This is a genomic window from Vibrio sp. T11.5, from assembly GCF_027587155.1.
GTDB classification, from domain to species: Bacteria; Pseudomonadota; Gammaproteobacteria; order Enterobacterales; family Vibrionaceae; genus Vibrio; species Vibrio neptunius.
Window position 1 is genome coordinate 138,634 of the sequence record NZ_JAPPTP010000005.1, and the last position, 25,148, is coordinate 163,781.

Sequence of the window (25,148 nt, forward strand, 5' to 3'; positions counted from 1 at the left end):
CAGAACACAGGAAGCCACATGTTTTCAGGGATGATATTCATCTTTGCCCCACTCGTTGTCGGGTATATGATATCGATTTCCAAGCCATCGGTTCTAGACAAAATTAACGCCACGACTTCTAACCTTATCTATGTCATTCTGGCATTAATGGGGCTGAGCCTCGCGGCACTCGATAATCTGGGCCAAAACCTACAGCTTATCCTTCAATATGTCGCCATTTTCTTTGTTTGTATCAGTTTGAGTAACTTAGCAGCGCTCCCATTTGTCGACAAACTTCTGCCTATTGAAACAGACGCAAAGCAAACCAAGCTGCCTTTATCTAGTATGGCCTTGGAATCTGCCAAGCTGATCATGGTTGTTGGCGGCGGATTAATAGCGGGCTTGATGCTTCCTATTGATTTAAGTTGGGTAGACACAGCCAGTGAATGGATTCTGTTTGCGTTGCTATTTTTCATTGGAATTCAGCTACGCAACAGTGGCCTCACGCTTCGCCAAATACTGCTGAACAAGCATGGCATGATCATCGCCCTATTGATTCTTGCAACATCGATGCTCGGCGGCGCAATTGCAGCCATGATTTTAGACATCGATCTTTACCGTGGCTTGGCAATGGCATCAGGATTTGGCTGGTATTCTTTAGCGGGAATTCTGATGGGTGATGCTTTCGGCCCTGTCTATGGTGGAGCCTCATTTATGATTGAACTACTACGTGAACTGGTTGCCTTAGTATTGATTCCACTCGCTATCCGCACTAAGCCCTGTACTGCGATTGGCTATGCTGGTGCAACGGCGATGGACTTTACGTTACCCGTGATCCAAACCACTGGTGGGGTACGTTGCGTACCAATTGCAATAGTGAGTGGATTTATATTAAGCCTTTTAGTGCCCGTATTGATGCTTTTCTTTGTCTCTCTTGTAGGCTAGATCGCATGATTTTATCTTCAGATTCACTATATTAGGGCTCAACCACACATTATAATTTAGCTCTTGCTAATTTAGTGCGGTTATAATAACTATTCTTCAAAAGGAAACATTATGACACGTCTACTGATTGCATTGCTGCTGGGAGCGACCTCGACAATGGTTGCTGCCGCTGATAATGCATGTTTGTCCAAGAAATACGACGCCTATGTTGATGCTTCTCTACACTGGTACGAAGATCTCGCAAAGCTTACTTCTGAGCAATACCCTGACCTTAAAGAAGTTAGCGAGTGGTTTCTGGAAGGTCGAAAAAACCATTTTGAGTTGAATCGCGCTGCGGTCCACTATTACCTTGAAAACGACCCATCTAAGATCGCAACCAGTCAACCTGTAGAAGCTTGGCTACAGCTAGAGCAAAGAGACATCAAAACTTTGTCTTCACGCAGCGATGAATTGGGCAGATTAGCCCAAGTTACTTTCAGTGATCGTCAATCTAAACCTCATGACAAGAACTACGACCTTCGCTCCGCATTTGCCGATCTATTGAGTCATCCAACTAAAATAGATGGCGCACTCAAGCGCTACAATGCAGCGATTAAAGATCTAGAAACTATTTCATGTGATACCTAGTGCACATTACCGCTGGACCTTTGGCTCAGCGGTAATGCCCCAATCACAGTATCTAAGTTCAAACAATTAAGACGGGACTTTGCGCCCGTTTTCGTTTAGATTGTCCCGCTGCAACAAAAAAGATAAGAGCAACGTAGCTGTATGGTATCGGAACACAAGACGGCTGACGTGAGTTTCGAGAGTTTACTCCGAATCTTCACAGTCCCAGAAGGGCCAGACTCAACACTAACCAAAATTGAAGAGAAGTTATCGCGAAACCTGAATCAGTTTTTGCGAGAACACATTGTCGCGGAAGAAAAACCACTTAGGGAAATCGAGAAAGATTTCTCTAACGCAACGCTTCCTGAGCAGCCAGAGTTCGTATCCGAACATACCCAACACTTGCTTGACACTCTAGTTTCCCAATCGGTGCATACCTCAGCACCAAGTTTTATTGGGCATATGACCTCAGCATTGCCCTACTTCTTGATGCCGCTCTCAAAGATCATGATCGCGCTCAACCAAAACTTGGTGAAAATCGAGACATCTAAAGCCTTCACTCCTCTTGAACGCCAAGTTCTCGGCATGCTTCATCGTTTAGTTTATGGTCGAAAGGATGAGTTTTACTCTCAATGGATGCACAGCGCAAATCATTCACTGGGTGCTTTTTGCTCAGGGGGAACCATCGCTAACATCACCGCTCTATGGGTGGCAAGAAACAATGCTCTGAGAGCTCAAGGCAACTTTAAAGGTGTTGAGAAAGAGGGCCTGTTCAAAGCGATGAAACATTACCGCTACGAAGGTTTAGCGGTTTTGGTATCGGAACGCGGTCATTATTCCTTAAAAAAGGCGGCTGACGTACTTGGCATTGGTCAGGAAGGTCTAGTCGCCATCAAAACAGATGCCAACAACCGTATTTGCCCTGACGCGCTGCAGGAGAAAATATCTCAGCTAAAACAACAAAACATCAAGCCTTTTGCAGTGGTTGGTGTTGCAGGTACGACGGAAACGGGCTCGATCGACCCAATCGCAGATATTGCTGCTATTTGCCAGCGTGAAAGCTGTCATTTCCACATTGATGCTGCTTGGGGCGGTGCGACGCTTATGTCTAACAATTATCGCCACCTGTTGGATGGCGTAGAGCTTGCCGATTCCATCACCATTGATGCCCACAAGCAGCTCTACATTCCTATGGGTGCTGGTATGGTGCTGTTCAAGGATCCAGAGGCAATGAAATCCATAGAACACCATGCGCAATATATTTTGCGCAAGGGATCTAAGGATCTTGGCAGCCATACACTTGAAGGTTCTCGATCTGGGATGGCGATGTTGGTTTATGCCGCGATGCACATTATCAGCCGACCGGGTTACGAATTGCTGATTGATCAAAGTATCGAGAAAGCGAGGTACTTTGCCAATCTCATTAAGCAACAGGATGATTTCGAATTGGTTTCTGAGCCAGAGCTATGTCTGCTCACCTATCGTTATATTCCTGCAGATATTCGCAATGCTCTAGAAAAAGCAAATCTTGAGCAAAAGTCTGAACTTAATGACTTGCTGAATGAGTTGACTCAGTTCATCCAGAAACGACAGCGGGAGACAGGTAAATCCTTTGTTTCTCGAACTCGATTAAACCCTGACCACTGGGGCAGATTAAATACGATAGTTTTCCGAGTTGTGTTGGCTAATCCTCTGACAGGGGTGGACATTTTGAGTATGGTTCTGGATGAACAAAGAGAAATTGCTCAACAAGCCCCGAACCTGATGGCCAAAATCAAATCAAAAGCTCAACAAATCAAAGAAATCTGAAAATTTCTTTCGTAAAAGCTGTAATTTGGCGAACATTGATAGCCTAAACTCTCGGGAACCTTTGCATATTTTCATCATTTATGTAGTTTTGGTAAAGGTTAGTTTGAGGCTTGTCATATTCTCACCAATTGAACTGTATAAAAATTACTGGAAACCTTTTTCTTAGGTTTATACTGGAGCCATGGCGCTGGATAGTGATTGCCTTTAGGTGACGACTTGTAACCTTTCAACCAACAGGTATATCCAGTGAGTTGTTCTCTATACCCCACGTGAACACTATGAATACATTAGAAAAAATTCAAAAAAACCTAGAGAATTTTAGCAAATCTGAACGTAAAGTTGCCGAAGTTATTATGGCATCACCTCAGACTGCTATTCACTCTAGTATTGCCACTCTAGCCAAAATGGCGGATGTCAGTGAGCCAACAGTTAACCGTTTTTGCCGGCGTCTGGATACCAAAGGTTTCCCCGACTTTAAACTTCACTTGGCACAGAGCCTCGCAAACGGTACACCTTATGTAAACCGTAACGTTGAAGAAGACGACGGGCCTGACGCTTATACGCACAAGATTTTTGAGTCAACTATGGCCTGTCTCGATGTGGCAAAAAATAGCCTAGATTCAATGCAGATAAACCGTGCTGTCGATTTGCTTACCCAAGCAAAACGTATTTCGTTTTTTGGTCTTGGTGCTTCATCTGCTGTTGCTCGCGACGCACAAAACAAATTTATTCGCTTCAATATTCCCATCACCTGTTTTGAAGATATAGTTATGCAGCGTATGAGTTGTATCAACTGTACAGACAACGATGTCATTGTATTGATCTCTCATACTGGCCGAACTAAGAGTCAGGTAGAAATTGCAAACTTAGCACGTGAAAATGGTGCAACGGTTATTGCTATTACCGCTAAAGACTCTCCACTGGATAAGGCTAGTTCCCTTTCAATCTCCTTGGATGTCCCCGAAGATACGGATGTATACATGCCGATGGCAAGCCGTGTTGTACAGATGACCGTGATTGATGTACTAGCGACAGGTTTTACACTTCGTCGTGGCTCAGGCTTCAGAGAGAATTTAAAACGCGTAAAAGACGCACTAAAAGATTCTCGATACGACAAACTATCCCAATTTTAAAAAAGGAGCCGCAGGCTCCTTTTTTACTCACCAAATTAAGAACTTTGCAATTTCGTTTCTGGGCGCTCATCGCTACTACCTATAACACGAGCAATCGCATCTACTTGAGCAATACTCTCCTGGGCACAATCGTTCTGACAACGACAAACTTGCTTAAGAATATAAATCAATCGATCTTGAGTCAGAGGCAAAGGATTCCCTTTAATCGCTATCGACTTAAGTGCATTTAATGCAACTTCTTCAAATGAAGTACTGCAGACACCAAATTCGTTTAGCATGGGTAAGCGCAGTTTCTCCAGCATCATATTAACCCAAAGAACCGCATCTTCGCGTCTTGCATTGGTTCGCCTTGTCAGAATTCTGGCTATGTTACTGTAGCGTTCAAGGACATCATGCCTACCCATTCTTTTTGCAGCTTTGATGTTTTCTGACATCACATGTGGCGCCAAACGAGCACTAATCACACTGTACGGCGCTCTCAGCTTGCCACCAAGCGCCGAAGCTAGGCCATGGGCAGCTCCCAACTTGGCATTCGAACTCGCCATTCCACCTAACAGGGCAGCGAAAGACAAATCAGAGCGGGCCTGCGGATTGTCGTCAAGACAGCCAGAAAGAATCGAGGAGCTTAATCTACGAAGCCCCTCCTCACATATCATATCGGTGAGTGGGTTTGGTTCACCACAGACATAAGCTTCCATTAATAGTGTAAAGGCATCCATCGCCCCTCTACCTGACTTATAAATATCAGTGCCATAGGTTAGCGTCGGATCGACGATTGCAACATCCGCAAGTATTTCAGGACTTCGCAAACTCACTTTGACTTGATCTTGACCTGAACGCAAAACCGCGTTTCGAGTCACTTCTGACCCTGTACTAGCCGTGGTAGGAATCGCGATAAATGGAATCGGTTTGGCCTTGAGAGGCACACTGCGTCCTACTACTTCAACATAGTCATATACGTCGCCTTGATTAGGAATAATAGCCGCTAATGCTTTACCCATGTCCAAAACACTTCCGCCACCTATTGCCACCACCATATCGGGTTTGAATTTGCGTCCGACTAACGCTGTCTCTTCGATCATTGTGATGTTTGGCTCACCGGATATCGCAACATGTTGGTAGCGCATCGATTGAGATTTGAGGTAATCAACTAAAACTTGTGCTCTCACTAAGCTTTGGCCAGAGACAAGTAAAACGCTGTAACCATATTGATTGAGAATTGAAAGCGAGGACTTTAGGGAACCTTCACCAAAAATAATTCGAGTGGAGGTCATAAACTGGAACATATCTAAGACTCCTTTCTTAAAATTAGTTGTCAATTTTCAGAAACTTAGAAAGAAAACCAAAGTACAAAATTAAAAATAGCGACTAAAAGGCGACGGATTTCTAACTACGTTCATCACACGTCACAGCACACCATGATTTTAGTTTAGTTTTATTGTCTTATGTCATCAGGTTAGCCTTCTTGGAAAGTGACTTATCAAAAGTACGACTTACAGCGCATACTTTGAGTATTGACTTGTTACTAAGTGGTTTACGGCATTGTTATCTTTGATGCCATCGAGCTAGCAGGCCGGATTGTCGAAGAGAGGTTTGATCTTATTCGATCATCACCTTATCTCAACCAAATAAATGACTGGTTGGGCAGGTTAAACATTACAACGTTGACACGCCTGCCGATGATTGATGGACTTAACGAATTGAATCAGTGGCGTAAATGCTGGGAGCATGACTGTCTTATGAATATCAGATGATGACTCCCAACCAGCTTTAAGGTAACGGTTAAAGTACCAAGGCACCTTCATACTTTGGATTTTTGGTGAATACTCTGGTGTTTCGATTGTAATGACCAAATACCATTTCTGCATTTATCCAGTTAGCAACGTTTATTTCACACTGAACGGGTTCAACATGATATCGGTCTACTGGATTTGGCGCTGCGAGACCACTCTTATTCACATCATAGGCAAAAGGATGTCGGCTAAGGTCAATAACGTAGACGTCTGTCGGGCACCAATTCGCCGCATAGTCGTAGTCAGTCGTGGTCGATATGCCAACTTTCCCTGTGTGTCCTCCAGCAAACTTTCCTGAAAACTTCTCCCAATCAACGTTTTGCTCATTTTGTTGGGTAAATCCGTTATCGAAAAAGTACTGCATTCTGTTATTCGCCCATCCTGGGTCGCCCCTGTAAACAATACCACGGTATAAAGCAGTTCCTCTTAACGCTCCTTTTTGAAAAGAGCGGCATGACCAATGCTTATCAATCAAACTACGAATTACATATTCATCAACAATATTATTCGTTCTTCTTGAGGACTTTCTCCAGCGAGAGAATAAACCCATAAAAACCTCCATACAAAACGGGACAAATTGCGATCCAGTAATCAATAATAAATATCATCCACGCTAAATAATCAAACTTTATTATGCGTTAGTTGTTTTATTGAGAAGTTATACCGTGAGAGTGGCAAAAACCAAGCTTGCGGCATCTACTTTGAACTCAGAAGAGAATGTACGTCGTCGTTTTGTCATTGAACACCTAATTTGGTGTCAAGGATAATTAAACCACTACATAAGGCTCAGCAAAGAGAGCCTTTGTTCAAATGAACCTAGTTGATAAGCTGTCAACCTCCTTGGTAAATCATAACTATCAAAACCATTACTACTGGAGCACATATCGCTGTAAAAATGCCACATAATGCAAGCGCTAGAGAACTATACGCAGCATCTTCGGGACTTTTATCTAAAGCTTGAGCGGTACCTAGCGCATGAGCAGCGGCCCCTATTGTGAGACCCCTCGCTATTTTTCCTTTAATCTTCAGAAAATGGAAAATTGGGTAAGCGGCCATTGCACCTACTAGGCCTGCAAACAAAACAAGGATAGCGCTAACAGCAACATCACCATCTAATCGGTTGGTTGTTGCCATTGCGATTGGAACAGTTACTGACTTGGTTAAGACACTAACCACTAGTGAAACATCTGCACCAAGTGATAATGCTATTATTCCGCCTGACAACATCGAAAACAAGGCCCCTAAAAAACAAGAACCTAATATTAATAGTGCCTTTTTTTTTATTATACTTAGCTGACAGAATATTGGGTAAGCCATCACTACTATTGCTGGCTGTAACAAATAACTCAATATTAGATTGTCCTCGTAATATTCTGAATACGGTACATCCAATACAAGTAAGACGGCAATGACAAATGAAACACCCAACAACAGAGGATTAAGAAGTGGGTGTCCGAACCTCTTACATATCTTTACTGCGGTGACATAGGTAATCAAAGTTACAATTAACCACATTACTTTTTATCTCGTTCTAATATATTGATTAAAAATGCCATGACAATTAGCGTCAGTAAGGTTCCACCAAACACACTAGCTAAAAGTATGCTCAAGTTCGACTCAACTATGTCCCATTTAATCATTAACCCGACAGATACTGGTGTAATCAACAATGGAATATGTCTTACTAGTAAATTGCTAGTGAATGACATTCGATTAGAATCGCATATTCCTGTCGCCAAGAAAACCAGTAATACCATCATTCCAATAATACCTTCAGGTATCGGCATATCACTGACAGAAATAACAACGTGACCAAACACTAATGACACCAAAACCCAAATGATTGAATAGAGGATATTTTTCAATACTACATTCCTAATATTTGAACATTCAAGGCAAAGAATCTATCATCGTTGTCGCACAAATTTAAACGCATCATGGCCGCTTATCTAACATACGACACAAAACTTACATGAAACAAAATTGATCTTCAAAAACATCCATCTGGCCCAAACCTGTCAAATAGAGGTTTGAGTCATATTTTCTTCATTAGATTCTATGATTCTATGATTCTATGATTCTATGATTCTATGATTCTATGTGCCATAGTCTCAGGTTAACTATAACGTGACCAAAATTAAGATTCAGACACTGACAGGTATCTCTTCTCATTGTTTGGTAGGTAGCGCTCTCAGTTTTAATTTCAAATCCAGGGCAGTTGAACATTAAACCACTACAGAGCAGCATAGACGAAGTAAAAATTGAGATGATAAATTTAGTCAGTGAGGTTATATAGTAAGCCCTCGAGCTAAAGATACTATACCTACTGTTTGGCAAACTTGCACAGAATCCGAGCAAAAACACCTCAATAGATTTTACCTATCAAAGCAACAGGCAATTGCGACTTTATTTCCGACTTTGATTCGGGCATAGTTGCACGTAACAAAATGAAGGAGAAAAACAATATGTTCGTAGTTATCTTTGGTCGCCCAGCTTGCCCATATTGTGTGCGCGCAAAAGAGCACGCCGAAACACTAAAAGCAAAACGTGACGACTTCAACTACCGCTACGTTGATATCCACGCGGAAGGTATCTCAAAAGCTGACCTCGAAAAAACAGTAGGTAAGCCAGTTGAAACTGTGCCTCAAATCTTCGTAGATCAAGACCACATCGGTGGCTGTGATGACTTCGAAGCGTACGCCAAAGAGCATCTGGGTCTTTTCGACGAGTAAGCGTTCCGAATTGAAAAAAAGCCGCTGTTATAAGCGGCTTTTTTTTGCTTTAAATTAAATCAATATTGTAATTTCTTACCCTAAGTCAGCGAATAGTAAATTATCATATTTTTCACTTATCATTTTTCTATATTCAGATACAATTCGCACACTTAACTTATCCTCTGGCACTGACATAAGAGCTGCCCCGTGAACATCGACGTTGTAAATTTGCTTGAGCAAAACCCCATCCTCCTCATTTTTGTAGTTCTCGCTATTGGCTTAGCTATTGGAAAAATTCGTTTTGGAAATCTCCAGCTTGGCAACTCAATAGGCGTTTTACTTACCTCTCTAATCATGGGACACCTTGGCTTTACATTTAATGCCGATGCTTTAACCATTGGGTTTATGCTCTTCATTTACTGTGTTGGTATCGAGGCAGGGCCAAACTTCTTCGGTATTTTCTTCAGAGATGGTAAACACTACTTCATCCTAAGCATGGTGGTGCTTACAACCGCTGTATGTATCACTTATTTCGCTAGCCACAGCATGGGATTAGATTTTGGCTTGTCGGCAGGGATGATGGCAGGAGCCCTCACAGCAACCCCTGTATTAGTAGGCGCGCAAGATGCTCTCAACTCCGGCTTAGCCACCACTCCACGTGGTATGGATTTTTCACAGGTTATTGAAAACTTGTCCGTTGGCTACGCTATGGCGTATCTGATTGGCTTGATTAGTATGATCACATTCGCCAAGCTGCTACCAAAACTTCAAAAGCAAAACCTATCCGATTCCGCTCAGCAAATTGCTCAGGAGCGTGGGTTAGGTAGTACCGGGCAGCGAAAGGTCTATTTGCCAATCATTCGAGCTTATCGCGTCGGTCAAGAATTGATCGATTGGATTGATGGCAAGAACCTACGGGAGCTTGGCATCTATCGACAGACTGGCTGCTATATCGAGCGTATTCGTCGAAACGGCATACTTGCCCACCCAGATGGAGATGCGATTCTCCAACAAGGTGATGAAATTGCACTGGTTGGTTTCCCCGATAGCCATGCGCGACTAGACCCTAGTTTTAGGAACGGTAAAGAAGTTTTCGATCGCAATCTTTTAGATTTACGGATTATCGAAGAAGAGATCGTCGTAAAAAGTGACTCTATTGCAGGCAAACGCCTGTCAGATCTTAACTTATCCGAATATGGCTGTTTTCTTAACCGAGTAGTACGCGCGCAGATAGAAATGCCGATGGATCTAGACATCGTTCTAGCTAAAGGCGATGTACTGCAGGTCAGTGGAGAAAAGAGTCGCGTTCACGGCTTAGCAGAAAAAATCGGTTTCATCTCCATTCACAGTCAGATGGCAGACCTACTGGCTTTCTGCAGCTTCTTCATCCTTGGCATTATGTTTGGCCTTATCACCATGACCTTTGGACAAGTTTCGTTTGGCTTAGGTAACGCGGTTGGCCTTCTACTATCTGGTATCACGCTAGGCTTCTTACGAGCTAATCACCCTACGTTCGGCTATGTTCCTCAGGGCGCACTAAATATGGTTAAAGATCTCGGATTGATGTTCTTTATGGTCGGGATTGGCTTAAGTGCAGGCGGTAAGATGTTTGAACACTTAGCACAGGTCGGCCCACAGGTTATTGGTCTGTCATTCCTTGTGAGCGTGGTTCCTGTCGCCCTTGCTTACCTTGTAGGTGCCTATATTTTGAAGATGAACCGAGCACTACTATTCGGTGCCATTATCGGTGCTAGAACTTGCGCCCCAGCGATGGATATCGTTAACGACTATGCCAAGTCGACCATTCCGGCACTCGGCTATGCGGGCACTTACGCTATCGCGAATATTCTGATGACACTTGCGGGAACCGTGTTGATTATCCTCAGTTAAAGGATACCTAGACAAAAAAAGGCTTCCAATTGGAAGCCTTTTTAGATTTTGAAGCTCGATCAGCTAAGCGGTCTTAAGTACGCGAGGAACCGCTTCTCGGCTAACTTGAAGCACCAGAGAATCATAAACGTCAGTGCCATGTAGAAAAGACCTGCAGTGAGGAAAGATTCGAACGGAGCGTAATAGCGAGAGTTTACCAAGCGAGCAGCCCCCGTAAGGTCAACAATCGTGACGATACCTGCAACGGCACTACCGTGAAGCATAAAAATGACTTCATTACTGTACGCTGGTAATGCACGACGTAGTGCACTCGGCAAAATGATACGGCGATAGGTCATAAACGTTCCCATACCATAGGCTTTAGCGGCTTCGACCTCGCCTTTTGGTAAACCATTTATCGCACCTCGGATAATTTCTGCTGTATACGCTGAGGTGTTAAGCACAAACGCCACAAGCGCACAGAACCATGCGTTCTCCCACAAAGTATCCTTCACTGGGAAAAACTGATCCATACCATAGTAAATTAGGTAAAGCTGAACCAGTAATGGTGTGCCTCGGAAAAAGTAGATAAATGCCCAACTCGGCCCATTTATAAAGTAATTAGTACTATTGCGCGCTACACCTAGAGGGATTGCGACACACAAGCCAATGATCAAAGCTAAGCCCACCAGCCATACCGTCCTCCAGAGCCCATCAAGATAAATCGGTAAACTTTCGATAATCAGTGAAAAGTCCATTTCTTACCTCGCATGAATACTAAATTTGCGTTCGACTAGCTTGAGTAGACCTGTTGAAACGCTGGTGAAGAAAAGGAAAATGATCGCTACAGCCATATAGAAAGTGAATGGCATTTTTGTTGAACCTGCAGCGAGAGAGCTCATACGCACCATATCTTCCAAACCAATAATGGAAACTAATGCAGTCGTCTTAAGCAGCACCAACCAGTTGTTACCAAAACCAGGCAGTGCATGGCGAATCATCTGCGGCAATAATATACGTCGGAATGCCAACACTGGGCTCATACCGTATGCTTTGGCCGCCTCCAGTTCACCTTTATCTACCGCCATAATTGCGCCACGGAACGTTTCCGCCATATAGGCACCGAAAATAAAGCCAATGGTCAAAACACCTGCAATGAATGGGCTCACATCAATGTAATCTGGTAGATAAGACGTCCACTCATGATTTGGGTCACTTGAAGCAAACCACTCATTCAATGATTCATTGATGGCGTACAAGCTGTTGTTAAGAAGAATTTGTCCGCCGAAGAAAATCAGCATCATTAAAACTAAATCGGGAATACCACGGATCACTGTGGTGTAAAGGGTTGCAATTGCGCGTGCCCAGCGGTATGGCGCCATCTTTGCCAATGCGCCCAGCATGCCTAAAACCATCGCAAGCAGCAGTGAAAGTAGCGCTACTTCTATGGTCACTATGGCCCCTTTAAATATAGAGGCTTCGTATCCTTGTAAATCTAGCATAGGTGAGTTCCTGATCCCTAAACTCAAAGCTTGCTTACTGACTCAATAGCAATCAACAAGCCATAGATATAATTCGACCGCTGGCGACTTCTAGGAACTAGAACCAGCGGTCGCTTTCTGATACTTACTGACCGTAAACGTCGTAGTTGAAGTACTGAGCAGCAATCTCTTGGTAAACACCTTTCTCACGTAGAGATAGGATGGCAGCGTCTAGCTTCTTCGTCAGATCTTTGTCTTGCTTACGCACTGCGATACCAAAACCTTCACCGAACCATTTTGGATCCGTTAGTGACGGGCCGACAAATTCGTAAGCTTCACCACCTGCTTTATTGAGTACGCCTTCTTCCAGTGCAGATGCATCACCAAGAACAGCGGCAACACGACCGCTTGCTAGATCAAGATACGCCTCGTCGAAAGAACCGTAACGTACGATCTCAACTTTGTCACCGTAGTTGTCAGTTAAGTACTTATCGTGAGTGGTTGCACGTTGAACCGCGATTTTTTTACCATCTAGGTTGTCAAAATCTAGACCTGCGCCTTTTTTCGCGATGAATTTGTTAGGGATCAGAGCGTATTTGCCCGTGAAATCCACTTTCTTCTTGCGCTCTTCAGTAATAGACATTGCTGCAATAATGGCATCATACTTACGCGCCAGTAGAGAAGGGATAATGCCATCCCAGTCTTGTGCAACAATCTTACACTTAACCTGCATTTCCTTACATAGAGCATTTGCCATGTCTACGTCGAAGCCTTTAAGAGAACCATCCGCTTCAGTCCAGCTAAATGGAGGATATGCACCTTCAATACCAAAGCGAACTGTCTTCCAATCTTTCGCTTGAGCTACACCTGTTGCTGCTGTAGCAGCTAAAGCTGCAACTAGTAACCACTTTTTCATTTCCATACTCCTGTGATTGTGATTTTTATCTTATAAATTGTGTCTGTCTTTAACTCGTTTAAGTGCAAGCTTAATAAATAGATGAGATGAACTGCTGCAGACGTTCTGAGTCCGGATTAGTGAAGAGCTTAGCAGGGTCTCCCTGCTCTTCCACTAGACCTTGGTGCAAGAACATGACGTGGTTAGAAACATCGCGTGCAAACGCCATTTCATGCGTTACAACTAGCATAGTTCGACCTTCTTCAGCGAGATCTCGCATTACACCTAACACTTCACCGACCAACTCAGGATCAAGTGCAGAGGTAGGCTCATCGAATAGCATAACTTCGGGGTCGACAGCCAATGCACGCGCAATCGCTGCACGTTGTTGCTGTCCACCAGATAAGTGTCCTGGGTAGTAATCTTTACGCTCATAAAGTCCTACTTTCTTGAGCAACAATTCAGCGTTTTCCAAAGCCTGAGCTTTTGGTACGCCTAACACATGCACAGGGGCCTCTATAACATTTTCAAGCACCGTCATATGAGACCAGAGGTTGAAACCTTGGAATACCATTGCAAGTCTGGAACGGATACGCTGTACTTGTCTTTCGTTGGCAGGAACGGCCTCACCGAGGCGATTGTTTTTCATTTGGATCAACTCACCATTAACCCAAATTTCACCTTCAGTCGGTGTTTCAAGAAGGTTGATACATCTTAGGAAGGTACTTTTACCTGAACCTGATGAACCAATAATGGAGATAACATCACCTTTGTGTGCCTCAAGCGAGATACCTTTAAGGACTTCATTTTGTCCGAATGTTTTGTGCAGTTCCTTAATGTCCAGCGCCGGTACATCATTCATGCGCTAATACTCCCTGTTTTTATTATAATTGCCGACTTAACAAACGGCTTTATCGCCGGCGAATTGCTGGGTTCCACCCACATTTTGCTACAAACTAGCACTCCCCAGACTAACATGCAACAAATTATTAACCTTCAATTTAGGGATATATAGCCACTTTATATGACTAAACATTCATTTTATAGAGTAATTCGCTCCATAATACGCATAAATCATTTTAACAAACATATTATCTATCGATGTAGCAATTTAACATTTTTATAAAAACCAGATCTATCTCAACAATTCTCTCAATAGTGTCCATTCGATCTCGCTTGTCCCTCCAAACAGAAGTTATAAAACTCACAATGTGAAAATAATTTTCACTTTATATTTCAACGACTCGCTTATACGGCCTTAGCTGTGTAGTTTTCTTTCACATTCTTTCATAAAGTGATCTAAATCAATCACTCCTTTAGGGGGGCGAGTTACACTCGCGTCAAAGATAAAAGCCTCAATAAGCAAATTTTTGTCTTTTCTATCGTCTATGCTTAAGCACGTGAAAGACGCTCTACAGACGATAGCTCAAGGACCAAAATGCAGGACGCTGAGTCAGGTTTTTATAAGATCGCCAAACCACAATAACTAACGGCGACTCTTCGAAGAATCATTAACTTTTAGAATTATGAGGAATCTATGTCAGACGCAGTCAATAAGTCGCACTCTGATTCGGATATCGAAAACAAGAGCTATCGTGAGCTGCACCGTCCAGCTTCCGAATTTGAGAGCCGTTCAGATTATCTAGATCATGAACTTCAGATCATGAAGCCTCGTCGCTTCGGTTTAAACTTACCCGGTCGTGACTTCCGTTTCGAGCTCGAAGACTTAGTACCCGCACTAGCTGGGACTATCGGCATTATCGCAATGTACTCCGCGGTAATGCTGTCTTGGGCTGAGGGCCTGACCGCAGCTTGGGATCACATCAACCTAGGCAAAGACTTCGCCATTGAGGTAGCACGAGTAGAAATGCTCATCCCAGCCCTTCTATTCTGTGTATTGGCATCTGGTTTTATCAACCCGAAAGCAAACCTCGCAGGTAACCACGGGCCAATGATCCCTCTTATCGGCACCATCGCATTAGCTGGCGCACACCCTCTTGCCTTGGCTATCCTGATCGGTGTTTTCGGTCTACTGCTCAGCTTCCTGAAAGGTGGCTCCAAGTTAGTTAACCTCACATCACAAGGTACTGCAGGTGGATTGCTGATATTCTTAGGCCTCACCGGTACGATGAGTCAGATAAATTCGATCCAAGCTTGGGCTGTAGGTCTTCAATCAGACACAATTGCTGCGGGCAGCATGGGTTATGTAGGCCTGATTGTCTTGGCCGTCACCATTGCGCTTTATGCGTTCTTGGCAAAAGTTAATAAACGTTGGCTTGCTATTCCCGTTTGTGCATTTACAGGCTTAGCGATTGCACTCCTGCTTGGGGCTGGCTTCGACATTAAATTCGTTACAGAAACAGGCTTACCGAACCTGAACCCGGTTTACTGGTGGGGTAGTACTGAAGAAGGCTGGATGCTTGGGCTACCAAACATGGAGCACTTTATTGCATCACTACCTTTCGCCATTCTCGCTGTCGCCATGTGGTCACCTGATTTCTTAGGTCATCGTATCTTCCAAGAACTAAACTATCCTAAGAAGACGGAAAAAGTACTGATGGACGTGGACGACACCATGACCATGTGTTCTGTTCGTCAGATGGTGGGTACTGCCGTGGGTGGCGGTAATATTACCTCATCATGGGGCACTTACATGATCCCGGCAGCAATTGCGAAGCGCCCTATCCCAGGCGGTGCAATCCTTCTTGGTCTATTAGTGATGATCATCGCTATCCTTGGTTTCCCTATGGACATCGCAGTGTGGCCACCTGTCATGCGTGTCGCATTATTAGTTGGTGTATCGTTACCTCTACTTGAAGCCGGCATGCAGATGGTGAAAGACTCGAAAGATTCCCAAGCAGCTGGCATTTGTATCTTTGGTTCCGCTGTCGTTAACCCCGTACTTGCTTGGGCCTTAACCATGCTGCTGGATAATAATGGCTTGATTGGTGATAAAGAACGCGCATCTCGCTTGTCTTTCGTCGATAAAATCATCATTCCAGTTGGCGTATTGGTTATTTGTCTGATTGCTATGTTGGCGGTCGGTATGCTTGAAGGTCAATACGGCATTAAAGCCTGGCTGTAGAAATTAAAATAATTTGTGGGTGGCAAGCTATGTCACCCTCTTTTTATCAACTTTATTGAGGATTTATTGATTTAGTTTAAGGTTTGCAACTTTTTTTTAGTTTAACCTTGAAACCAAGTTAATAAGAAATCATCAAAAACTTAGTGGCAATATTTATAGTTTAAAACACGCTCAGAAATCGATTTTAGAGACTATACATATTGTTATTCATTAAGAGTGTACCGCTCCTGAAAAGGAAAACTAACGAGCTCAATAGTTAGAAAGGTACGTGTTTTTTCTACTAAAAAGGTAGGTATGTCATGGCAGAGCAATTTGCTAAAGCTTGGGAAGGTTTTGCTGAGGGTGACTGGCAAAACGAAGTAAACGTTCGTGATTTCATTCAAAAGAACTATGCACCTTATGAAGGCGACGAATCTTTCCTTGTTTCTGAAGGTACTGAAGCAACGAATAAGCTTTGGGAAAAGGTAATGGAAGGTATTAAACAGGAAAACGCGACTCACGCACCTGTTGATTTTGATACTTCAGTTATCTCTACCATCACTGCTCACGATGCAGGCTACATCAACAAAGATCTAGAAACGATCGTTGGTCTTCAAACTGACGCCCCGCTAAAACGCGCTATCATCCCTAACGGTGGTATTCGTATGGTGGAAGGTTCTTGCAAGGTTTACGGTCGTGAACTTGATCCTAAGATCAAAGAAATCTACACAGATTACCGTAAAACACACAACGCGGGTGTTTTCGATATCTACACTCCAGACATCCTAAAATGTCGTAAATCTGGTGTTCTGACTGGTCTTCCAGATGCGTACGGTCGTGGTCGTATCATTGGTGACTACCGCCGTGTAGCTCTATACGGTATCGACTTCCTAATTAAAGACAAGCTAGCTCAATTCGCTTCTCTACAAGAGAAATTTGAGAATGGCGAAGATCTTCAAATGACTATGCAGCTTCGTGAAGAAATCGCTGAGCAGCACCGTGCACTTGGCCAAATGAAAGTGATGGCTGAAAAATACGGTTGTGACATCTCTCGTCCTGCTGAAACTGCTCAAGAAGCTATCCAGTGGACTTACTTCGGTTACCTAGCTGCTGTTAAGTCTCAAAACGGCGCGGCTATGTCTCTAGGTCGTACTTCTACGTTCCTAGATATCTTCATCGAGCGTGATATCGCTGCAGGTAAGATCACTGAAGAACAAGCTCAGGAAATGATCGACCACTTCGTAATGAAACTGCGTATGGTTCGTTTCCTACGTACTCCTGAGTACGATGACCTATTCTCTGGCGATCCAATTTGGGCAACAGAATCTATGGGTGGTATGGGTCTTGACGGTCGTACGCTAGTGACTCGTACTAACTTCCGTTTCCTAAACTCTCTATACACTATGGGTCCTTCTCCAGAGCCGAACATCACTGTTCTATGGTCTGAGCAGCTACCAGAAGGCTTCAAGAAGTTCTGTGCGAAAGTCTCTATCGATACTTCTTCAATCCAGTACGAAAATGACGATCTTATGCGCCCAGACATGGAGTCAGACGACTACGCAATCGCTTGTTGTGTATCTCCAATGGTTGTTGGTAAGCAAATGCAGTTCTTCGGTGCTCGTGCTAACCTTGCGAAAACTATGCTTTATGCAATCAACGGTGGTGTTGATGAGAAGCTGAAGATGCAAGTTGGTCCAGAAATGCCTAAGATCACTTCAGAAGTACTAGACTTCGACGAAGTGTGGAACAACCTAGACCACTTCATGGATTGGCTAGCGAAGCAGTATGTTGCTGCCCTAAACAGCATCCACTTCATGCACGACAAGTACTCTTACGAGTCTGCGCTTATGGCTCTGCATGATCGTGACGTTTACCGCACCATGGCTTGTGGTATTGCAGGTCTATCTATTGCGGCTGACTCACTATCTGCAATTAAACATGCGAAAGTGAAACCGATCCGTGATGAAGATGGTGTTGCAATCGACTTCGAAATCGAGGGCGATTACCCTAAATTTGGTAACAACGATGCTCGTGTAGATGACATTGCTTGTGAGCTAGTAGAAGTGTTCATGAACAAGATCCGTAAGCTTAACACTTACCGCGATGCTGTTCCTACTCAGTCTATCCTTACGATTACATCTAACGTTGTATACGGTAAGAAAACAGGTAATACACCAGACGGTCGTCGCGCGGGTGCTCCGTTTGCTCCAGGTGCAAACCCAATGCACGGTCGTGATGAAAAAGGGGCAGTTGCGTCTCTAACCTCTGTCGGTAAATTGCCGTTTGCTCACGCGAAAGATGGTATTTCTTATACCTTCTCTATCGTGCCAAACGCACTGGGTAAAGAAGAGACTTCACAGCGTGCTAACCTTGCTGGTCTGATGGATGGTTACTTCCACCACGAAGCAGGTATCGAAGGTGGTCAGCATCTAAACGTCAACGTACTTAACCGCGATACTCTAGAAGACGCTGTTAAGCACCCAGAGAAATACCCGCAGCTCACTATTCGTGTTTCTGGTTACGCTGTACGTTTTAACTCTCTAACGGCAGAACAGCAGCAAGACGTTATCGCACGTACTTTCACCGAATCACTATAAGATTGCTTGATTGACTTGAAAGCCCCGCTTCATTGAGCGGGGCTTTTTTATTGCCAAGCAAAACAAAAGTTAGACTCAAGCCACATTTATATTTCAATTTTGTTTCTTTGCTCTCTGATGAATAAGATATGGAGTAATATCTAGACTCCATTCAGAAATGATGTATTTAAATGAACCTATTACGCACTCTTCCCTTGATATTGTTGGCCTCAACTGCTGTTGCTTCCGAGCGTTCGACTGTCTCGTTCTCAATTGACAATGATGGCGTATTTGGTGTCGATCAGGATTATACCAACGGACTGTTTCTCACCTATACCTCTGGCGCTATTACTCCCAACTGGTTAACCAACCCAATGAGCTTATCATTCTGGGGGGGCGCTTCTCTAGACAAATACGAATTCACACTTGGCCACAAAATGTATACACCGTCCGATATTGAGGCCACCAAACCAATAATCAACGATAGGCCTTATGCAGGATACCTGCACGCTGAGTTTAACTACATCAGTCTTCATCCTCAGCAGGCACAGCGTTTCAATCTGACATTGGGTACAACAGGTGAGAGTTCACTTGCCGATCAAGCACAAGATATCGTCCACGGTATTACCGGTTCCGACGAACCTCGCGGTTGGGCCTATCAGGTAGATGATGAATTTGTCGGCAGCCTTGGCTACCTTAGTCACTTCAATCTTTGGCGCGATCGAGCCATTGCTAATACCGATTGGGAAATCTCAAACGTTTCTGAAGTGAATGCCGGCAATTTCCGCAGTGATGTTTCAACGGGCTTTATGCTCCGTTGGGGCAAGGACTTGGCAGGAAATATGGGAGCAGCAAACATTGATAATGAAAACCCATTCCGCGCAGGTATGCTGGGGGCGTCACAAGCTGGTTGGTTTATCTTTGGGGGTATTGAAGCTCGCTATCGATTTAACGATATTACCATTGAAGGGGACCGGCCAGGTGTCGTTGATTATGCTCAACGCAACGGTGAAAACCCGAGTATCTATGATGTGACGCTAGAAGAAAAGCAAGCCAGCGCAGTGGCTGGCTTTGCTTGGTATAACCAACATTTTGGCGCGACCATTACGGCGACAGCAAAAACTCCTGACTACAAAGAAGCAAAAGATTCAATGTACGGTACGGGTGGCCTCGCATTGTATGCATTCTTCTAAATAGTAAACCTCTGGCAGTCATTGTTCAGGCTGCCAGCCCTTTGTTCTACTACCTCACTGATGGAACGCAGTTGTTCATTGTTTTCTTCTAGTTCTTTCATGGCACTCGAAATCTGAGTCATGCTGTCAGCCATTGATTGGCTGGTCGTTGCCAACTCTTTGATGGAAGCAAAGATGACATCAGTCTGATGAGAAGCTTCATCGGCTTTTTCTGTAATAGTACGTAGCGCCTGCATCGCCTCATGACCTTTTTCCTGCCCGGTTCGCATCGATGTTTCAGATTGACCAATGTACTGGATAACTTCAGAACTTTCTTTCTTCATTGTGTCTATGGTTTCAGAAATCTCTGCTACTGCATCCACGGTTCTCACCGCCAAACTACGGACTTCATCTGCCACGACAGCAAATCCACGCCCCTGCTCACCTGCTCGTGCCGCTTCAATCGCCGCATTCAAAGCCAAAAGGTTGGTTTGCTCGGCGATACCATTAATAATATCCATCACCGAGTCAACTTTCGAAGATGCTTCTTCCAACTGCTGAATATGCCCCGCCGCAGATGTGAGTATGGTACTCACCTCTTCAAGCGAACCAATCGCAGCTCCAATAATTTGCGCCCCTTTCTCTGCCGATTCCGTAGAGGAGCGGCTGATTTCTGATACAAATTCCAGTGAATTGGACACCTCTTGTGTCGTCACACTCACTTCTTCTGTCGCTGAAGCTAATACCTGAGTCTGCCCCAACACTTCAGACTGATGATGAGCCAACCTGTCGAGACCTTGATTAAGTTCGACAGCATTTCCAGACAAAGCCTGACCGCTGGATTGTACACCTGAGACCAGTTCACCCAAATTTTCACAACTATCATTAATGCTGAGCGCCAATTGGTTGAATTCGTCATTGCGGTTTGCCGTCAATGTCATACGTTTCGACAAGTCACCAGCCGATACATTGTGTAAAATCTCACGAGTCTTGTTCAGAGAGCGCGACAGGGAGGTACTCTGCATAATGAAAATGGCAATGGTCAACACAGCCAGAACAATACAGGCGACTAAGATGGACCATAATGTTTGCTCTGAGGACTTCTCAGCAGAAAGCTGATACTGAGAACTGATTCCACTCAGCTCGCTTGTTACTGCCGCAATCAGTTGGGTCAACTGCATTTTGGTTGAAATTAGCTGCTGTTCAACACTACCCAATTCCTTAGAAAGCTCACTCACTCGAACGAATGTCGCTTTGTATTGCTCTATCTCTTTTTCATATAAATCCAACATGGCATAAACGTTGGACATACTTTCAAAAGCCCCCATGGCACGATTGAACAGTTTCAGATTTTCTTCGTTCGGTTGGAGTAAATAATTCTGCTGTGATTTAACCATGGCCTGAAAATCAGAGTTGAGCGTCACCATCCCAGTTTCAGCAATTTTCTGTTCGATAATATTAGCGAGCTTTTTTAACTCCCCCAACTTACCCTCGTCGATGTTAAAACCGAGTTCTTGCTTGAGCTCTAACCAAGGATTAACTGCCGCTTGAAAGTCTCCGATACTTTGCTTCAATCCTGTGGAATAACTCTTTAGATTTAAAACATTGAGAAAAGCAACATCATTGGTAACCGCTTCTACAATATCGCTGATATCTTGTTTTGCCTTCGCAACCTGAGCGCCCTCTAGGTTGTCCAACTCGCTACTCAAGGTCAGAATTTTACTTTGGGTCTGATAAATTGAAATGGAACCAGAAGAGACATCACCGCTGGAATGATACTGTTCACTCATTTGAGTGAGTCTGGAAGAGGTAAACACTGCGAGCATGACAAATCCCATTGTCAGTACAATTAAAAACAGTGTGACTTTCTGTTTTTGTGATAGCGCAAGCATATCCATAAGAAATCCTTAAACATCAGTCGGATGCAACTAAAACTTGCCTAGCCAGTTTGTTTATTAATTATTATAAAAACCTTATTTGGCAACATTTTTATAACATACATTTTAGTCTATGTGCGCTTTTTTTATTAGTCAGTAAAATCTTGAGTATAAAAACCTGAAATGCTATTTAAACCCTACTTTTTGTAATAAAATAACGAACAAATCACTAATTAGAGATGTGCACATGTCAGCAACCGGTCGTATCCATTCTTTCGAGTCCTGTGGAACAGTTGATGGCCCAGGAATTCGGTTTATTGTCTTTATGCAGGGATGTTTAATGCGATGCATGTATTGTCACAATCGCGATACGTGGGACACTCATGGTGGTAAGGAAGTGACCGTTGAAGAAATCATTAACGAAGCCAAAAGCTATCGTCACTTTATGAATGCTTCTGGCGGTGGAGTCACTTGTTCAGGTGGTGAAGCGATGCTACAGCCCGAGTTTGTGCGCGATTTCTTTCGCTCTGCCAAAGCAGAAGGTATCCACACTTGCCTCGACACAAATGGCTACATTCGCAAACACACTGAGGTCATCGATGAAGTGCTTGAGGCGACAGACCTGGTGATGCTCGATCTAAAGCACATGAAAGATGAGGTTCACCATGACTTTATCGGTGTGTCCAATCGACGCACCATAGACTTTGCCCGCTACTTGCACCGTATCGGACAAAAGACTTGGATTCGCTACGTCGTAGTACCCGGATATACTGATGATGATGAATCTGCGCATATGCTTGGCGAGTTCATCAAAGATATGGACAATATTGAAAAGCTTGAACTGTTACCATATCACAAGTTGGGAGCCCACAAATGGGAAGCGCTCGGTCTGGATTATCCTCTGGAAGGCGTCAATCCACCGTCGAAAGAAACCATGGATAATATCGTCTCGATCCTTGAGCGGTATCACTCAAATGTAAAATATTGATACCATCTGGCGAACATTTCAGAAAAAATACCAACCGGACCGAGGTTGGTATTTTTTTGAGAGGCTATTGTGCTGCTTTCCGAACTTTTCGCATTACTCGTTATACTGCTCTCAATGAGTTTTATATGGAAAGACGTATTGCGAGTATTACTTCCAAAACTCATGGCAGAACGAGGCTTTCAACACCTTACATTTGCAGCTATCTTTGCTCTGTTCGCTTTGTGGTCAGCACAAGCAGGCGTTAAAGAAGGTTTATCCATCCACTTTTTAGCCTTGACGTCCGCAACGTTAATGTATGGCTGGCGAAGTGCTTACGCGCTTTCAATCGTCGTTTCGTTATTGCTTGCCTCTTTTGGCCAGTTAACCTTCAGCCAATTGCCAGAATACATTCTTTTCTCCTGCTTGATTCCTATATTAGTCAGCTACTCTGTTTTTCTGCTGAGTTATCAATACTTACCGAGGAACATCTTTGTATTCATCTTCATTGCCGGATTCTTCAACGGGGCTTTTACAGGCAGTGTTCACCTCACCATTAACTCTATCTACCATATTGTTCAGGGTACCCACGATTGGCTAACCATATTCGACAATTATATGGTGTTTATTCCTCTGCTGGCTTTCCCTGAAGGCTTGCTCAACGGGATGACGATGGCAATGTTTGCGGTGTTCAAACCGGAGTGGTTGCGCGTTTTCTCCGACCGTGATTACATCTATAACCACTACCATAAGAAGTGATTATTCAAACTGAAATTTCTTTATATTTTTAACGATAAACATGTGTTGAGATCATGTTTCAGTGCGTAATGAAAAGATAACCTAAGCACATTAAAGATGTATTAGATTGTTTTAGTGAGGCCACTATGGAAATGACCAACGCTCAGCGCTTGATCCTATCTAACCAGTACTATTTGATGTCTCAAATGGACCCAGAAAATGCGGCAAAATACCGTCGTTTACAAACGATCGTTGAACGCGGCTACGGGCTTCAGATTCGAGAGCTAGATAAAGAGTTTGGCTGTTTACAAGAAACAGAGTGTCGAGAAATTATTGATATAATGGAAATGTTCCACGCAATGCAAGAGTCGTGCAAAATGCTATCTCAAACGGAACAAGCCGACGTCGATCAACGCCGCCTGATGTTCTTGGGATTCGACATTGCCACAGAAGCCCAGCATGTTAATTACGTACGATTCCTTGTCGACTCTGAAGGTTTATACCCACAGTTTGACAAAGCTGACCATCATTTTAACGCCCAGATGCCAATGCTGGAGAAGTACCGACGTATGCTGAACACCTGGCGTGCCTGCCCTCGTCAATACCATCTGTGCAACACCGAACTGAAACAGATTTTCAATGCGTAGCCATTACGCAAAACACTAAAAAGGGTTACGCAAAAGTAACCCTTTTTTACTCCTACTCTCTTTCATCAAAATACGTAAGCGATACCAATGTTAGCGGACGTTGACACACCACTTTCAATAAGTGGGGAGCTTTCAATCGCTCCTTCTAGGTTGGTATAGCGAACTCCACCCGTAAATCGAACACTCGGCGTAATATGCACATAAGCAGAAACACCAATGAAATACTGGCCATCCCAATCTGCTTCAAATGCCCTAAAAGTCGTGTCATATATCTGTGCTCGTGCCGCTTCTGCCTCACTGACACCGTATAAATGGTCATTGATTTTGTCGCTGTTGTACGCATATCCAATGGAAGGAGTTACTCCCCACCCTTTTTGACGAAAAGGTAACCGCCAAGCAGCTTCAGCGTATAGACCATTATGCCTGCCAGCTAGATCCGTACCAGCGGTAGCCTCAAGTACGCCCGCTAACGTAATTAACTGGTAGCTGACTCCGCCTAAAACTGTGGCTTTGCGTTGGTCCATTTGCTGGATAGCACGGTTATCAGAATCACTCGGTTTTAACGTTCTTGGGTCATAAGCCACGCGGAAGATGATGTTTTGTGGCGAACCGGCGGGGAACCAACGATAGCCAGCATTAAAGCCACGCAAAAACAAGTGTTCACCTTCATAACCCACTAAAGGGATCACCGTTTCATTAGACGGCGTATCTCTGTACACAGCAGGGGAATAAGAAGCTGCGACACCCAAAGACCATTGAGAAATCTTTGCATTAACAACCGGAGGGGTGAGCAAAGCCGTGGTCATTACAAGTTTAAGCCAAGAGGTTTTCAATTTTCGCACCTAAGTTATGGGAGGGATTGACATCCGAACATATTATATGGAAT

22 protein-coding genes are annotated in these 25,148 nt (G+C 43.9%); 12 read left to right on the forward strand and 10 right to left on the reverse strand.

The genetic code is table 11. From position 1 onward, the window contains the following. The first annotated feature begins 18 nt into the window (after positions 1-18). From OH455_RS07685 to OH455_RS07700, 4 genes are all read left to right on the forward strand, one after another. Positions 19-924 carry a lysine exporter LysO family protein gene (locus OH455_RS07685; RefSeq protein WP_269980966.1) on the forward strand — a complete coding sequence of 302 codons (906 nt, stop codon included), beginning with the start codon at positions 19-21 and terminating at the stop codon, positions 922-924. 111 nt (positions 925-1,035) lie between these two features. After that, a complete protein-coding gene (locus OH455_RS07690; RefSeq protein ID WP_045974533.1) occupies positions 1,036-1,551 on the forward strand; it encodes a hypothetical protein in 516 nt (171 codons plus the stop codon). A gap of 141 nt (positions 1,552-1,692) precedes the next feature. Further along, entirely contained in the window at positions 1,693-3,339 is a 1,647-nt protein-coding gene (panP, locus tag OH455_RS07695; protein WP_045974534.1) for a pyridoxal-dependent aspartate 1-decarboxylase PanP, read from the forward strand. Positions 3,340-3,617: 278 nt separating this feature from the next. Continuing rightward, on the forward strand, positions 3,618-4,472 hold the full coding sequence (locus OH455_RS07700; protein ID WP_019276064.1) for a MurR/RpiR family transcriptional regulator: 855 nt from the start codon (positions 3,618-3,620) through the stop codon (positions 4,470-4,472). A 35-nt stretch (positions 4,473-4,507) separates the two neighbouring features. On the opposite strand, the gene OH455_RS07705 is transcribed toward OH455_RS07700, so the two are convergent. From OH455_RS07705 to OH455_RS07720, 4 genes are all read right to left on the reverse strand, one after another. Then, positions 4,508-5,758 (reverse strand): iron-containing alcohol dehydrogenase, encoded by a 1,251-nt coding sequence (locus OH455_RS07705; RefSeq protein ID WP_269980967.1) that lies wholly within the window; start codon positions 5,756-5,758, stop codon positions 4,508-4,510. A gap of 496 nt (positions 5,759-6,254) precedes the next feature. Next, positions 6,255-6,815, reverse strand: coding sequence for a hypothetical protein (locus tag OH455_RS07710; protein ID WP_045974536.1), 561 nt, complete (start codon positions 6,813-6,815; stop codon positions 6,255-6,257). Positions 6,816-7,096: 281 nt separating this feature from the next. Beyond that, a complete protein-coding gene (locus OH455_RS07715; RefSeq protein ID WP_269980968.1) occupies positions 7,097-7,780 on the reverse strand; it encodes an LrgB family protein in 684 nt (227 codons plus the stop codon). After that, positions 7,780-8,130 carry a CidA/LrgA family protein gene (locus OH455_RS07720; protein WP_269980969.1) on the reverse strand — a complete coding sequence of 117 codons (351 nt, stop codon included), beginning with the start codon at positions 8,128-8,130 and terminating at the stop codon, positions 7,780-7,782. The genes OH455_RS07715 and OH455_RS07720 overlap by 1 nt, the downstream gene beginning before the upstream one ends. Positions 8,131-8,730: 600 nt before the next feature. On the opposite strand from OH455_RS07720, the gene OH455_RS07725 reads away from it, so the two are divergent. Then, the gene (locus tag OH455_RS07725; protein ID WP_045974537.1) at positions 8,731-8,997 is read left to right on the forward strand and encodes a GrxA family glutaredoxin; all 267 of its coding nucleotides are present in this window, start codon (positions 8,731-8,733) and stop codon (positions 8,995-8,997) included. A gap of 189 nt (positions 8,998-9,186) precedes the next feature. Next, positions 9,187-10,869, forward strand: a complete 1,683-nt coding sequence (locus tag OH455_RS07730) for an aspartate:alanine antiporter (protein WP_045974538.1) — start codon at positions 9,187-9,189, stop codon at positions 10,867-10,869. Positions 10,870-10,928: 59 nt separating this feature from the next. Here the strand turns inward: OH455_RS07730 and OH455_RS07735 are convergent, their stop codons facing one another. The 4 genes from OH455_RS07735 to OH455_RS07750 form a co-directional block, all read right to left on the reverse strand. After that, entirely contained in the window at positions 10,929-11,606 is a 678-nt protein-coding gene (locus tag OH455_RS07735) for an ABC transporter permease (RefSeq protein WP_206373746.1), read from the reverse strand. A gap of 3 nt (positions 11,607-11,609) precedes the next feature. Then, positions 11,610-12,350 carry an ABC transporter permease gene (locus tag OH455_RS07740; protein ID WP_045974540.1) on the reverse strand — a complete coding sequence of 247 codons (741 nt, stop codon included), beginning with the start codon at positions 12,348-12,350 and terminating at the stop codon, positions 11,610-11,612. A 124-nt stretch (positions 12,351-12,474) separates the two neighbouring features. Then, positions 12,475-13,245 carry an ABC transporter substrate-binding protein gene (locus tag OH455_RS07745; RefSeq protein ID WP_045974541.1) on the reverse strand — a complete coding sequence of 257 codons (771 nt, stop codon included), beginning with the start codon at positions 13,243-13,245 and terminating at the stop codon, positions 12,475-12,477. 70 nt (positions 13,246-13,315) lie between these two features. After that, on the reverse strand, positions 13,316-14,086 hold the full coding sequence (locus OH455_RS07750) for an ABC transporter ATP-binding protein (RefSeq protein ID WP_045974542.1): 771 nt from the start codon (positions 14,084-14,086) through the stop codon (positions 13,316-13,318). A gap of 675 nt (positions 14,087-14,761) precedes the next feature. On the opposite strand from OH455_RS07750, the gene OH455_RS07755 reads away from it, so the two are divergent. From OH455_RS07755 to OH455_RS07765, 3 genes are all read left to right on the forward strand, one after another. Beyond that, positions 14,762-16,309: a DUF3360 family protein gene (locus OH455_RS07755; protein WP_269980970.1), complete on the forward strand. Its 1,548-nt coding sequence runs from the start codon at positions 14,762-14,764 to the stop codon at positions 16,307-16,309. A gap of 299 nt (positions 16,310-16,608) precedes the next feature. Then, on the forward strand, positions 16,609-18,885 hold the full coding sequence (gene pflB, locus OH455_RS07760) for a formate C-acetyltransferase (protein WP_045974544.1): 2,277 nt from the start codon (positions 16,609-16,611) through the stop codon (positions 18,883-18,885). Positions 18,886-19,055: 170 nt separating this feature from the next. After that, a complete protein-coding gene (locus tag OH455_RS07765; protein WP_269980971.1) occupies positions 19,056-20,057 on the forward strand; it encodes a lipid A deacylase LpxR family protein in 1,002 nt (333 codons plus the stop codon). On the opposite strand, the gene OH455_RS07770 is transcribed toward OH455_RS07765, so the two are convergent. Continuing rightward, on the reverse strand, positions 20,054-21,934 hold the full coding sequence (locus OH455_RS07770) for a methyl-accepting chemotaxis protein (RefSeq protein WP_269980972.1): 1,881 nt from the start codon (positions 21,932-21,934) through the stop codon (positions 20,054-20,056). The two genes, OH455_RS07765 and OH455_RS07770, sit on opposite strands and share 4 nt — an antisense overlap. 226 nt (positions 21,935-22,160) lie before the next feature. Here OH455_RS07770 and pflA point away from each other — a divergent pair, with 226 nt between their 5' ends. The 3 genes from pflA (at position 22,161) to OH455_RS07785 (ending at position 24,262) form a co-directional block, all read left to right on the forward strand. Further along, entirely contained in the window at positions 22,161-22,901 is a 741-nt protein-coding gene (gene pflA, locus OH455_RS07775; RefSeq protein WP_269980973.1) for a pyruvate formate lyase 1-activating protein, read from the forward strand. A gap of 69 nt (positions 22,902-22,970) precedes the next feature. Next, positions 22,971-23,636: an energy-coupling factor ABC transporter permease gene (locus OH455_RS07780; protein WP_269980974.1), complete on the forward strand. Its 666-nt coding sequence runs from the start codon at positions 22,971-22,973 to the stop codon at positions 23,634-23,636. A 125-nt stretch (positions 23,637-23,761) separates the two neighbouring features. After that, complete coding sequence (locus OH455_RS07785; RefSeq protein ID WP_045974549.1) at positions 23,762-24,262, forward strand: YfbU family protein; 501 nt, start codon at positions 23,762-23,764, stop codon at positions 24,260-24,262. Between the two features lie 65 nt (positions 24,263-24,327). Here the strand turns inward: OH455_RS07785 and OH455_RS07790 are convergent, their stop codons facing one another. After that, positions 24,328-25,095, reverse strand: a complete 768-nt coding sequence (locus OH455_RS07790; protein ID WP_269980975.1) for a MipA/OmpV family protein — start codon at positions 25,093-25,095, stop codon at positions 24,328-24,330. Positions 25,096-25,148: the final 53 nt, after the last annotated feature.

Excerpts from the sequence above, each read along its gene's own strand:
- OH455_RS07770 (WP_269980972.1), bottom strand. The coding sequence starts at position 21,934 with ATGGATATGCTTGCGCTATCACAAAAACAGAAAGTCACACTGTTTTTA.
- panP (WP_045974534.1), top strand. The coding sequence starts at position 1,693 with ATGGTATCGGAACACAAGACGGCTGACGTGAGTTTCGAGAGTTTACTC.
- OH455_RS07750 (WP_045974542.1), bottom strand. The coding sequence starts at position 14,086 with ATGAATGATGTACCGGCGCTGGACATTAAGGAACTGCACAAAACATTC.
- OH455_RS07725 (WP_045974537.1), top strand. The coding sequence starts at position 8,731 with ATGTTCGTAGTTATCTTTGGTCGCCCAGCTTGCCCATATTGTGTGCGC.
- OH455_RS07740 (WP_045974540.1), bottom strand. The coding sequence starts at position 12,350 with ATGCTAGATTTACAAGGATACGAAGCCTCTATATTTAAAGGGGCCATA.
- pflB (WP_045974544.1), top strand. The coding sequence starts at position 16,609 with ATGGCAGAGCAATTTGCTAAAGCTTGGGAAGGTTTTGCTGAGGGTGAC.
- OH455_RS07690 (WP_045974533.1), top strand. The coding sequence starts at position 1,036 with ATGACACGTCTACTGATTGCATTGCTGCTGGGAGCGACCTCGACAATG.
- OH455_RS07715 (WP_269980968.1), bottom strand. The coding sequence starts at position 7,780 with ATGTGGTTAATTGTAACTTTGATTACCTATGTCACCGCAGTAAAGATA.
- OH455_RS07785 (WP_045974549.1), top strand. The coding sequence starts at position 23,762 with ATGGAAATGACCAACGCTCAGCGCTTGATCCTATCTAACCAGTACTAT.
- OH455_RS07745 (WP_045974541.1), bottom strand. The coding sequence starts at position 13,245 with ATGAAAAAGTGGTTACTAGTTGCAGCTTTAGCTGCTACAGCAGCAACA.
- pflA (WP_269980973.1), top strand. The coding sequence starts at position 22,161 with ATGTCAGCAACCGGTCGTATCCATTCTTTCGAGTCCTGTGGAACAGTT.
- OH455_RS07705 (WP_269980967.1), bottom strand. The coding sequence starts at position 5,758 with ATGTTCCAGTTTATGACCTCCACTCGAATTATTTTTGGTGAAGGTTCC.
- OH455_RS07700 (WP_019276064.1), top strand. The coding sequence starts at position 3,618 with ATGAATACATTAGAAAAAATTCAAAAAAACCTAGAGAATTTTAGCAAA.
- OH455_RS07735 (WP_206373746.1), bottom strand. The coding sequence starts at position 11,606 with ATGGACTTTTCACTGATTATCGAAAGTTTACCGATTTATCTTGATGGG.
- OH455_RS07755 (WP_269980970.1), top strand. The coding sequence starts at position 14,762 with ATGTCAGACGCAGTCAATAAGTCGCACTCTGATTCGGATATCGAAAAC.
- OH455_RS07710 (WP_045974536.1), bottom strand. The coding sequence starts at position 6,815 with ATGGGTTTATTCTCTCGCTGGAGAAAGTCCTCAAGAAGAACGAATAAT.
- OH455_RS07685 (WP_269980966.1), top strand. The coding sequence starts at position 19 with ATGTTTTCAGGGATGATATTCATCTTTGCCCCACTCGTTGTCGGGTAT.
- OH455_RS07765 (WP_269980971.1), top strand. The coding sequence starts at position 19,056 with ATGAACCTATTACGCACTCTTCCCTTGATATTGTTGGCCTCAACTGCT.